The sequence below is a fragment of the Lentimicrobiaceae bacterium genome, assembly GCA_028697555.1.
Lineage (GTDB): Bacteria > Bacteroidota > Bacteroidia > Bacteroidales > UBA4417 > UBA4417.
Genome location: JAQVEX010000001.1, coordinates 48,403 through 60,178, shown reverse-complemented (window position 1 = coordinate 60,178; position 11,776 = coordinate 48,403). Strand labels below are relative to the sequence as shown.

General features: G+C 36.0%; 8 protein-coding genes. 3 read left to right on the top strand and 5 right to left on the bottom strand.

Going from position 1 to position 11,776, the window contains the following annotated elements; translation table 11 throughout:
• Positions 1-44: 44 nt before the first annotated feature.
• Positions 45-1,373, bottom strand: a complete 1,329-nt coding sequence (miaB, locus tag PHP31_00220; GenBank protein ID MDD3737708.1) for a tRNA (N6-isopentenyl adenosine(37)-C2)-methylthiotransferase MiaB — start codon at positions 1,371-1,373, stop codon at positions 45-47.
• Positions 1,374-1,586: 213 nt separating this feature from the next.
• On the opposite strand from miaB, the gene topA reads away from it, so the two are divergent.
• Positions 1,587-3,938, top strand: coding sequence for a type I DNA topoisomerase (gene topA, locus PHP31_00215; GenBank protein ID MDD3737707.1), 2,352 nt, complete (start codon positions 1,587-1,589; stop codon positions 3,936-3,938).
• A gap of 11 nt (positions 3,939-3,949) precedes the next feature.
• Positions 3,950-5,122 (top strand): formimidoylglutamase, encoded by a 1,173-nt coding sequence (locus PHP31_00210; protein ID MDD3737706.1) that lies wholly within the window; start codon positions 3,950-3,952, stop codon positions 5,120-5,122.
• A gap of 146 nt (positions 5,123-5,268) precedes the next feature.
• Here the strand turns inward: PHP31_00210 and glmS are convergent, their stop codons facing one another.
• From glmS to PHP31_00190, 4 genes are all read right to left on the bottom strand, one after another.
• Positions 5,269-7,107, bottom strand: a complete 1,839-nt coding sequence (gene glmS / locus PHP31_00205; protein ID MDD3737705.1) for a glutamine--fructose-6-phosphate transaminase (isomerizing) — start codon at positions 7,105-7,107, stop codon at positions 5,269-5,271.
• 9 nt (positions 7,108-7,116) lie between these two features.
• A complete protein-coding gene (locus tag PHP31_00200) occupies positions 7,117-8,409 on the bottom strand; it encodes a DUF4270 family protein (GenBank protein MDD3737704.1) in 1,293 nt (430 codons plus the stop codon).
• A gap of 44 nt (positions 8,410-8,453) precedes the next feature.
• A complete protein-coding gene (locus tag PHP31_00195) occupies positions 8,454-9,263 on the bottom strand; it encodes a glycogen/starch synthase (GenBank protein MDD3737703.1) in 810 nt (269 codons plus the stop codon).
• A gap of 123 nt (positions 9,264-9,386) precedes the next feature.
• Complete coding sequence (locus tag PHP31_00190) at positions 9,387-10,643, bottom strand: phosphoglycerate kinase (GenBank protein MDD3737702.1); 1,257 nt, start codon at positions 10,641-10,643, stop codon at positions 9,387-9,389.
• A gap of 200 nt (positions 10,644-10,843) precedes the next feature.
• On the opposite strand from PHP31_00190, the gene PHP31_00185 reads away from it, so the two are divergent.
• A complete protein-coding gene (locus PHP31_00185) occupies positions 10,844-11,746 on the top strand; it encodes a phosphate acyltransferase (protein ID MDD3737701.1) in 903 nt (300 codons plus the stop codon).
• The last annotated feature ends 30 nt before the right edge of the window (positions 11,747-11,776 follow it).

Sequence of the window (11,776 nt, the reverse complement as noted above, 5' to 3'; positions counted from 1 at the left end):
TTTTTTACAAATATAAATTTTTACGATAAATATCCACAAAATTATTAATAAATATTATCACCCAACAATGTAGCCGACGTTACAGAACTTATCCTCACTTTGATATACGTACCTTTCAAAAAACCTTTATCATCAAAAACAACAACCTTATTTTGAGAATTTCTGCCGTACAATTGCTTTTCTGACCTTTTTGAACTTCCTTCTATCAAAACTTCGTACTCTATTCCTATATCCTTTTTATTATGTTGTAAAGAATGCTTTTTCTGCAACTCTATTATTTCTGTCAATCTCGCACTCTTTACCTCATCAGGAACGTCATCTTTATATTTTTTTGCTGCTATTGTATTTGGTCGCTCGCTGTACTTAAACATAAAAGCATCGTTGAAGCGTATTTGATTCATTGCCGCTATGGTTTCTTGATGTTCCTGTTCGGTTTCTCCGCAAAATCCGGCAATTATATCGGTACTCAAAGAACATTCAGGGATGTGTTTTTTCAAGGTTTCAACTCTTTCAAGATACCATTCAAAGGTGTAACTGCGTCTCATTCTTTTTAGCACACTCGTACTTCCCGATTGCATTGGCAAATGAACAGACTTGCAAATATTATCGTACTGCATTATAGCTTCTATCAAATCGTTGCTAAAATCTTTGGGATGCGAAGTTGCAAAACGCACTCTTAATAAAGGGTCTATCTGAGCTACAGCCTTTATCAATTTGGGGAAATCAATCTGCTCATTATTGTTTTGTGTTTTGTATGAATTTACATTCTGACCAAGCAGGGTAACTTCGCGATAGCCATTATCAAACAAGTATTTGGCTTCATCAATTATAGATGAAAAATTTCTGCTTCTCTCCTTGCCACGCGTATAAGGCACAACACAATACGCACAAAAGTTCTCGCAACCACGCATAATGCTAATAAAAGCATTAACTCCGTTATCGCCAAGTCGCAAAGGATTAATGTCGGCATAGGTTTCATCTACAGAAAGCAGCACATTCGAAGCTTTTTCGCCACTTGCAGCAATATCTATCAAACGTGGCAAATCTCTATACGAGTCAGGTCCTGCAATCAAATCGACAGACTTTACTTTTTCAAAAATTGTTTCCTTCATGCGCTCAGCCATACATCCAATCACACCTATTATTATATCGGCTCTTTTTTGCTTCAACGAAGCAAATTCACTAAGTCGCTTTATAACTCTTTGTTCGGCGTTATCTCTTATCGAACAAGTGTTTATGAGAATTATATCGGCATCCGAAATATCAAGAGTTGATACGATGTTTTCGGAAGTTAAAACAGCCCTTACAACTTCGCTGTCTGCAACATTCATTTGGCAACCATATGTTTCAATATATGCTTTGCGTATCCCCATCTATGTAAAAATAATTATTCGTTTACACGACAAAAGTAATAATTTATTAATTATACGTATACATTACTAATATCTAACTTTGCAACATAAAATTACTGATATACCTTATTGATAATTTTAGTTTTTATCATAAAATTTAACAAGCGTTTACAAATTTATGTTTTACTTTGCACCACAATTGCTTACTAACAACTAATACAATTTTATCAGATTATGAGTAAAAACCTTGTCATCGTTGAGTCGCCCGCAAAAGCAAAAACTATTGAGAAGTTTTTAGGCAAAGACTTTACCGTAAAATCAAGCTATGGACACATTAGAGATTTATCGACAAAAGATTTGGGAATAGATGTTGAAGGCGACTTTACACCTAACTACGAAATATTAGCCGACAAAAAGAAAATTATTTCCGATTTAAGTAAATCGAGTAAAGAAGCAGAAACTGTTTGGCTAGCAACTGATGAAGACCGCGAGGGAGAAGCTATTTCGTGGCATTTAGCCGAAGTTTTAAACTTGAAAGGTAATGTCAATAGAATAGTTTTTAACGAAATAACCAAAACTGCTATTCAAGAAGCGATTAAGCAGCCCAGAAGTATAGACATAAATTTGGTTAATGCTCAGCAAGCCCGACGAGTTTTAGATAGAATAGTAGGTTTTGAAATTTCTCCCATATTATGGAGAAAAGTAAAACCTGCCTTATCAGCTGGTAGAGTTCAAAGCGTTGCTGTACGGCTAATTGTTGAAAAAGAAGAAGAAATAAAAAATTTTAAATCAACATACTCATACAGAGTTGTTGCCAACTTTACTGTTGACAACAAATACGGTAAAGCTGAGCTTAAAGCCGAGCTTAACCATAAATTTAAAACCAAAGAAGAAGCCCTCGAATTTTTGGAAAAATGCAAAGATGCCGATTTTGTTATAAAGGATATTGTTAAAAAGCCCTCAAAACGCTCTCCGGCTCCGCCTTTTACTACTTCAACATTGCAACAAGAAGCGTCTCGAAAATTAGGTTTTAGCGTTTCGCGAACCATGTCGGTGGCTCAGCAACTATATGAAAGTGGGAAAATTACTTATATGCGTACCGACTCGGTAAACCTTTCGGGATTAGCGATTAACACTGCCAAACAAGAAATTTATAAACTTTACGGCGAAGAATACCATAAAGCCCGAAAATATACAACAAAAACTAAAGGTGCACAAGAAGCTCACGAAGCCATCAGACCTACATTTATTGATGCTCACACCGTAGAAGGCGATAGCGCCAAACAAAAATTATATAACCTTATTTGGAAAAGGACTATTGCTTCGCAGATGCAAGATGCAAGCATAGAAACTACAACTATTTATATCGATATTTCAAATCAGCAATATGAGTTTGTGAGCAAAGGTCAGATTGTTACTTTCGACGGATTTTTGAAAGTTTATTTAGAATCAACAGACGATGAAGAAGAAAACATCGAGGGCATACTTCCAAAAGTTGAAAAAGGCAACGTGCTTGTAGCCAACTCAATAAGTGCAACACAAAAGTTTTCAAATCCTCCGTACAGATATACCGAAGCAAGTTTGGTGAAAAAATTGGAAGAGCTTGGTATAGGACGACCATCAACGTATGCTCCCACTATTTCTACAATACAAAAACGCGAATACGTCGTAAAAGATAATATCGAAGGTATTAAAAGAGATTTTGTTACGCTTACGCTGAAAAACAAAAAAATTACCGAAAGCGTAAAACAAGAAATCAGCGGTAAAGAGAACGGCAAGTTGTTTCCCACCGACACAGGCGAACTAGTTACTAAGTTTTTGATGAAACATTTCGAAAATATTATGAACTACAATTTTACAGCCGACGTTGAAGTTGAATTTGACAAAATTGCTCAGGGTCAGAAGAAATGGAACGAAATGATAAAAAATTTCTATAAACCATTTCACAAACACGTAGTTAAAACTATGGATGAAGCCGAAAAAGAAAAAGGCGAAAGATTACTTGGCACTGACCCTAAAACCGGCTTAAATGTGTACGTCAAACTTGGCAGATACGGCTTAATTGCGCAGCTTGGCGAAACAGAATCGGAAGAAAAACCAAAATTTGCCGGACTGAAAAAAGGACAAACATTAGAAAATATCACATTAGAAGAAGCTTTAAAACTATTGGAGTTTCCCAAAATTATTGGAAAATTCGAAGATGCCGACATTAAAATAGGTATAGGTAGATTTGGTCCGTACATACAACATAAGTCACTTTTTTATTCGATAAAACAACCCGACAATCCTAACAGTATTGAAGTTGATAGAGCTATCGAAATAATACAAGAAGGTAGAGAGAAAAACGCTAAAAAAACGATTAAAGAATTTGAAGAAAATCCGGATATAAAGGTTCTTAACGGTAGATACGGTCCGTACATTTCTTATCAAAAAAGTAATATCAAAATTCCTAAAACAACCGACCCTGCTACTTTAACTCTGCAAGACTGCTTAGATTTGATTGAAAAAGATGCAAAATCGCCCAAAAAAGGTAGAGCAGCCAGAAGTACTACTAAAACCACCAAAAAGAAATCTGCTAAAAAGTAAAAACTCATAAAATGGATAATATAGATTTTTTAACTCCGCTTAATGCCGATTTCTCAGTGTGGGAAGACGATAAAGTTAGCGATAAACTCGGAACTGTTATTCCTAAATACGTTACGGGCAAAATATTTCCGAATATAAATGATGTTGATATTGTAATATTAGGCGTAGAAGAAGACAGAAATTCTAACAACTTAGGCTGTGCAGAAGCAAGTACTTTCTTCAGAAAATACTTCTACGAACTGTATTCCCATTCTTCAAATATCAAAATTGCCGATATTGGCAATATCAAACAAGGAGCCGATATTAACGATACATACTTTGCGCTTACTAATGTTGTTGAAGAACTTTTTAGTAAAAACATAACTCCAATAATAGTAGGTGGCTCGCAAGATTTGTCTTTCGCTATATATAAAGCCTACGTAAAACTAAACTCTCTGATAAACATAGCAACAATCGACAATAAATTCGATTTGGGCGATGCCAACATAAATCTGAATTCTAACAATTTTCTGAGCCATATTGTTTTAAATAAGCCTAATATTCTTTTCAACTACACCAATATCGGATATCAAACATGTTTGGTCGAACAAGAAGCAATAGAGCTTATGGATAATCTTTATTTCGACATATACCGATTGGGATACTTCAATAATAACATTAAAATTATAGAGACCTTGCTACGCAACGTAGATTTTGTTTCCTTCGATATGTCGAGCATAAGGCAAAGCGAAGCTCCCGGCAACAAAAATGCATCACCCAACGGCTTTTACGGCGATGATGCTTGTCAAATATGTCGCTATGCCGGATTAGGAACAGACATATCGTGCATAGGTTTTTTTGAATTGAACCCAAAATATGATAACAACGGGCAAACTGCACACCTTTTGGCTCAAATGGTTTGGTACTTTATTGACGGATACTATAAAAAAGTTAAAGAGTTTCCTAACACAAATTCTAACGATTTTACAAGATACGAAGCTCAGTTCTCCGAAGCCAGAGAGCACCTTACATTTTATAAAAGTAACAAAACTAATCGTTGGTGGATGGAAGTAAAAAGCACAGAATCCGTTAATCCTAAACACCACAAACATTACATTATTCCGTGTACCGAAGATGATTACGAACAGGTTTTAAACGGAAATATCCCCGACCGCTGGCTGAAAGCGCAACAAAAGATAATGTAGTTATGAGTGATCGGTGATGAGTGATGGGTGATGGGTGGTTTTAGCAATTAGCAATGTGCAATGAACCCCGAAGTTTTGGGGATAATTGATAATTACTAATTGTTAATTGTTTATTGCCCGCAACTCGCAACACGCAACCCGTAAACCTACTCCACCGTTACCGATTTTGCCAAATTTCTTGGTTGGTCAACGTTACAACCACGGAGTACTGCTGCATGATACGACAATAATTGTAGCGGAATGGTAGCTGTTAAGGGTACAAAAATTTCGTCGGTTTCGGGAATTTCAATTACATAATCGGCTATGTTTTTAACATCAACATCGCCTTCTGTAACTACAGCTATCACTACACCCTTGCGTGCTTTAACTTCCTGAATATTGCTTACAACTTTATCGTATTGCCCTTTTTTGGTAGCTATAACTATAACAGGCATATCCTCGTCGATAAGAGCTATAGGACCGTGTTTCATTTCAGCAGCAGGATAACCTTCGGCATGTATATAAGATATTTCCTTAAGTTTTAATGCTCCTTCAAGAGCAATAGGATAATTAACACCTCGTCCTAAATATAATGCATTAGTCGAGTTTTTTATCTTTTCTGCAATTTCAAGGATTTTATTGTTCAATTCTAAAGTCTTTTTAATTTTTTCGGGAATATCGTCAAACTCATATACCAACTTATTAAAATCAGCTTGTGTAATTTCGCCCTTTTCCTTGGCTAGCATCAAAGCAAGTAAAGTAAGCACTGTTACTTGTGCTGTAAAAGCTTTGGTTGAAGCCACACCTATTTCAACACCTGCGTGAGTGTATGAGCCAGCATCGGTTAAGCGTGCAATGGTTGAACCTACAACATTACATATTCCCAAAATGGTAGCACCTCTCGATTTAGCTATCTTAATAGCAGCAATAGTATCGGCAGTCTCGCCCGATTGCGATATTGCAATAACAATATCATCTGGATAAATAATGGGGTCTCTGTAACGAAACTCCGAAGCGTATTCAACCTCAACCGGAATACGAACCAATTTTTCTATCAAATATTCTCCAACTATGCCTGCATGCCACGATGTTCCGCAGCCCAAAATGATTATACGTCTAGCATTTATCATTTTGTTAAGATACTCTCTCATACCTCCCAAAATAACTTTTCCGTGGTCAATAATTAATCTTCCACGCATGCTATCTTTAACCGTATTGGGTTGCTCAAATATTTCTTTAAGCATAAAATGGGGATAGCCACCTTTTTCTATTTCGCTTAAACTAAGCTCTAAATGCTCTATATATGGAATTTGTTCTTTATTATCTAGAGTTCTAACTTTAAGTCCATCCGAAAGCGAAACCGTAACAACATCTCCTTCTTCGGGATAAAACACCTCACGGGTATAAGAAACCAAAGGTGATGCATCGGAAGCTATAAAATACTCATCTTCTCCAATACCAACAACCATGGGGCTTCCTTTACGACTTGCTATTATCATATCGGGGTTCTCTTCACTCAATATCACAAGTGCGTACGCTCCTACCAATCCTTTAAGAGCAACACTAACAGCTTCGGTAAGCGATAAGTTTTCCTTATCCATTATATCTTCAATAAGATGGGCTATCACCTCCGAATCAGTGTCGCTTTTGAATGTATAACCGCGATTAATTAATTCCTTTTTTAATACCTGATAATTTTCAATAATTCCGTTATGAATAATTGCTATTTTCTGCGACTCCGAATAGTGTGGGTGCGCATTAATATCGTTAGGTTCTCCGTGAGTAGCCCAACGAGTATGAGCCATACCAATTTTACCCGACAGGTTTTTGTCTTTAATAAGCCCTTCTAAATCAGCTACTTTACCCTTAGTTTTGTAGGTTTTTATTTCTTTGTCAAGAACAGCTATTCCGGCGCTGTCGTAGCCCCTATATTCCAAGCGTTTTAATCCCGAAATAAGAACGTCAACCGTATTTCTATTTCCTAAATAAGCAACTATTCCACACATTATGCATTACTATTTAATTATTGAATACTTTATATATAACTTAATTTGAGCTTCCGGCGATTGAAAACCATGTAGCACCAATCTGGTACCGGTGTTACTTGCCGGTATCAACAAAAACAAACCGTTTCTGCCATCTATATCATCATTGATAATTTGCTGAACGTACCGCGAGATTCTAAATCTGTAGGTTTGAGTTTTATCATCATAAGTTCCATCAAAATAACCAGTAGCTTCGTCGGGGAGAGCCATAGGACTTGTTGTTCCGCTAGCGCCTGCCAAACGCAAACTCAATTTGGAGGGTTTCTGAAAAACATCCGAATTTGAAGCACTTTTTATTATCAACTGAGCATCGTTTATAGCAATAATCTCATCTTTTTTTAAGTTTTTAATGTGTGGAAACCTGATTTTTGTTTTAACTCCGCTCATTGCTTGTAAGAAAACAAATTCGTTACCCAAGCTTAAATCTCCGTCCAACTGATTTTTAAGTTGCGGTACTGCTGTTGAATAATCGTGCGAATAATGCTGAAATCTCTTACAAAAAGTGTTTATCAAGAAGTTGTATTGTTTTTGTAATGTGTCGCCTTGTGCTTGATAAAATATGGTTATTTTACATAAATCGCTGGGAGCGTTAAACCCAACAATGGAGCCTGAATTTTGATATGTCTGTGGCTCTGCAATTATAACTATACCTTTAAAAAAATTCAAGAACTTATCAACGTCACTCATGACTGACGTATCGGCACTAAAAAGTTTTTCGGTAAATTTTTGATTTAATGGTATTTTAAGGTGCGGATTGCTTCCCGAATAATCGGGTCTGAAAACCGTTTCGCCAATCAAATCATCGTCGGAATAGTCAAGAGTATGGTGTGAATACATACTAACCGAATCGGGAAAGCCTTCGCTTAGCATATAAACTTTATATTTCAAGTTTGAAACGCTATCGCCATAGGACACTTTTCGGTAAGGCAAGTATAGAAATGCTGAATCGGCAACAGGCGATGTTCCGAAATTAACTTTTGCTGTTGATGGTCGTATTTGTGTGTAAAAGTTGGCTTGTGTTTGTCCGAAAACGGGATCATTAAGACTTCCTATCAGTGCATATGTGCAACCTAAAGTGTTTAATGAATCGTCGTAAACTGTGTACCCTTCTATTGTTATGGTATCTACGTAGCCTGTTTTTAAAAGGTCATCGGTTGATAAAAGTTCTATACCTATAGATGAGTCATCGGTCTTACAAGAATTTAAAAAAGCAGCAACAAGTACAAGCCCGATGAAAGTTTTTAGAAAATGTTTTTTAAGCATATTTAATTTTGTAAGTATAACATTTTTGTTGCTTAATTATTTTATTATTTCGACAAAATTGTCTCGTAAAATTCGTCGTATGCTTCAATATAGTCTTCACTCGATTGCACAGGCAATATAGGAATGTCTACATCTTGCAAATAATTTTCTATCTCTTTATTAATTTTTTTACTTCCTATAATAATACCGTCAGACAGGTCTATAGCTGATTTCATCAAATTAACGTAGTTTGGAGTTTTTAGTTTCTGTATGAATTTAGCCGGAATTTTGTCGTTTCTCAATTTGGTATAAAAATCTTTTGAAAAACTCTCAGAAAATTCGTCTTTGTATATGGAAGTAATAACCTTAGATTCGGAAAACAGCGGATTATCTTTATAAATAGATTTAACGTACAATGGCGTTAGCGCCGAAATCCAACCGTGAGTATGAATAATATTAGGACCCCAACCCAATCTTTTAACGGTTTCAATAACTCCTCTAACGTAAAACATTGTTCTTTCGTCGTTATCGTCAAAAAACTGATTGGTTTTATCTCTAAAAACAGCTTTTCTCTCAAAGTAGTCTTCGTTATCGATAAAATAAATTTGAAGTCGTGCTTGCTGTATGGAAGCTACTTTTATTATCAGAGAATGGTCGCTATCGTTTATTATTATGTTCATTCCCGAAAGCCTAATAACTTCGTGAAGTTGGTTTCGTCTTTCGTTAACAATGCCATACCTTGGCATAAATGTTCTTATCTCTCGATTTCTTTCTTGTATTCCTTGAGGTAAAAACCTGCAAATTTTGCCCATGTGGCTTTCCTTCATAAAAGGTGTTATCTCTTGGGTTACAAATAGAACTCTTAACTTCTCCATCTTATATATTTTATGTCTGTATTTTAAAATATAATTTGCACAAAGTTAAAAAATCAATTCGTCATAACAATGATTTATTTGTGCAAATTATATGTTTAAAGCATTTGCTTGTGTTATTACTTATTATTCTTTTATTGCTTTTATTCCGGGCAATTCTTTTCCTTCAATAGCTTCTAACATTGCTCCTCCACCTGTTGATACATAGCTTACGCGGTTTGCCAAATTAAATTGGTTTATAGCAGCAACCGAGTCGCCACCGCCAACAAGTGAGAAAACTCCCTTATCGGTTGCATCGGCTATTGCCGTAGCTGTGTCTAATGTCCCTTTCTGGAAGTTTGGAAATTCAAAAACGCCCATAGGTCCGTTCCACAATATTGTTTTTGAACTCAATAAAATATCTCTGATTTTGCCTATACTGACAGCTCCAATATCTAAACCCATATAGTCGGCAGATATTTGCATTGAACTTTCAGTTTTTTTATTGGCATCGTTTGCAAAATTATCGGCAACAACAACATCTTCCGGAATATAAACATTAACTCCTCTTTGCTTAGCCTTGTTCAGGATGTCTTTAGCCGTGTCGATAAAATCGTCTTCAACAAGAGATTTTCCAACATTTCCGCCTAAAGCTTTAATGAAAGTAAAAATCATTCCTCCTCCGATTATCAAATTATCGATTTTTGGAAGCAGATTTTCAATTACTTCTATTTTAGACGAAACCTTAGAACCACCTAATAAAGCTGTAAACGGACTTTGTGCGCTGTTCAATACTTTATCAATATTAACAACCTCTTTTTCCATGAGTTTTCCAAACATTTTATCGTTGGGGAAAAACTTGGCAACCAAAGCCGTTGAAGCATGTGCACGGTGAGCAGTACCAAAAGCATCGTTGATGTAGCAGTCGGCGTAAGAAGCTAACTTTTTGGTAAACTCTTTTTGCGACTCTTTTACTTTGTTTTTAGCAGCAAGCTTTTCTTCGTCGGAAGCGGTATCGGAAATACGACTCTTTCCTTCTTCTTCCTCATAAAAACGTAGGTTTTCCAATAAAAGCACTTCTCCACTTTTAAGGTTTTTGCTAAGCTCAACTGCTTCTTGCCCCATGCAATCGGGAGCAAACTTAACGGTTAAGCCCAACACCTTATCCAAATAAGGCAACAAATGCTTTAACGAAAGTTTATCATTGTCTTTGGATTTGGGACGACCCAAATGCGAGCATAACACAACCGAACCACCTGAGCCCAATACCTTCTTAATTGTTGGTAAAGCTGCATCAATACGAGTGGTATCTGTTATTTTCTGATTTTCATCTAAGGGAACGTTGAAATCGACACGAATAAGTGCTCTTTTGTTGGTAAAATTATAAGAATCTATATTTTGCATATTAATATATTTGTATTTCTACAAAATTACACATTTTTCAGTAATATCAATTATATTTTAGTTTTTTTTAAACAATATCATCTACAATTTATAAAAAAAGAAATGTTTTTAAATGCGGTTTATTGTTTAATAATTTTAAACTTGTATTTTTGCAAAAAATACTTATTTATAAATAAATTTCTTTAAATACCATAATTTTTATGCAAATCACAAAGTTATCACAAATTTTTGAAGTTGTAAAAAGCAGACCCCAAAAACGTTTATCGGTTGCGTTTGCTAATGACGAACACACAATTGAAGCAGCGTACAATGCTGTTGATTTAGGATTGGTTTCGGCTGTACTAACAGGTAGCAAAAGTGCTATTGAAGAAATATGCAAAAAGCACAACATGGATGCAAGCAAGTTTGAAATACTTGACGAACCTAATGAATTAAAAGCTGCCGAACTTGCTGTTAAAGTTATTAACGACGGCAAAGCCGACGTACTCATGAAAGGTTCATTAAGTACCGATAAATACATGCGTGCAATACTAAATAAAGTAACAGGACTCGTCGACGAAAAAGCTATTTTGTCGCACGTTACGGTTATGGAATATCCCAACTATCCAAAACTATTAACCATAGGTGATGTTGCTGTAATACCACTACCCGATTTGAAACAAAAAATTAAAATAATAGATTACTTAGTAAGAGTATCGAAAACATTAGGCGTTGAAACTCCAAAAGTAGCTGCAATTGCCGCCACCGAACAAATGTTGGCTGCTATGCCTGCATGCGTTGAAGGAGCTATTTTGGCTAAAATGAGCGATAGAGGTCAAATTAGAGGTTGCGTTGTTGACGGTCCTTTAGCTCTTGATACAGCTATTGATCCCGAATCGGTTGCTATAAAGAAAGTAAAAGGCGAAGTTGCCGGACAAGCCGACTGCCTACTTTTCCCAAATATAGAAACAGGTAACGCATTCTTTAAAGCCGGTACTAAATTGGCTGGAGCAGAATTGGCTGCATACGTTGCAGGTGCCAGAGTCCCATGTGTACTAACATCACGCGGCGACAGCGCTCTTACTAAAACCTACTCTATAGCTTTAGCAGCATTGATGGCATAATATTAACAAACTTGTAAACCTGTATTTTTT